This window comes from Roseateles sp. P5_B10 (assembly GCF_056400485.1).
On the sequence record NZ_JBFULE010001435.1, the window covers coordinates 1 to 748 of the forward strand.

The window sequence follows — 748 nt, forward strand, 5'->3', positions numbered from 1 at the left end:
GGACCTGATGCATCGGCTGGCCAAGGACTACGAGAAGCCCGAGTTCGACATCAAGTCCGTGGAGGTCGACGGCGTCGACGTCGCGGTGCAGGAGCTGGTGGCGCTCGAGAAGCCCTTCTGCCGCCTGCTGCGCTTCAAGCGTTACACCGACGATCTCAAGGTGCTGGCCAAGATGAAGGACCAGCCCACGGTGCTGGTCGTGGCGCCGCTGTCCGGCCACCACAGCACGCTGCTGCGCGAAACCGTCAAGCAACTGCTGAAGGACCACAAGGTCTACATCACCGACTGGACCGACGCGCGCATGGTGCCGCTCGAAGTCGGCCCCTTCCACCTGGACGACTACATCCACTACGTGCAGGAGTTCATCCGCCACGTCGGCGGCGCCGACAGCCATGTGATCTCCGTCTGCCAGCCCACGGTGCCTGTGCTGGCTGCCATCTCGCTGATGGCCAGCGCCGGTGAAGCCACGCCGCGCAGCATGACCATGATGGGTGGCCCCATCGACGCCCGCAAGAGCCCGACGGCAGTCAACAACCTGGCCATGAACCGCAGCTACAGCTGGTTCGAGAACAACGTCATCTACCGCGTACCGACCAACTTCCCGGGCGCCGGCCGCGAGGTCTACCCGGGCTTCCTGCAGCACACCGGCTTCGTTGCGATGAATCCGGACCGCCACCTGTCGTCGCACTACGACTACTTCCTGGACCTGGTGCGCGGCGACGATGACAGCGCTGAAGCCCACCGCAAG

Annotated in this window: 1 protein-coding gene; it reads left to right on the plus strand. The window is 64.8% G+C overall.

Annotation, left to right across the window (positions count from 1 at the left end):
• Window positions 1-748, plus strand: a 748-nt coding sequence (gene phaZ, locus AC1DU6_RS33825) for a polyhydroxyalkanoate depolymerase (protein WP_477862762.1), incomplete at both ends; no start/stop codon positions are given.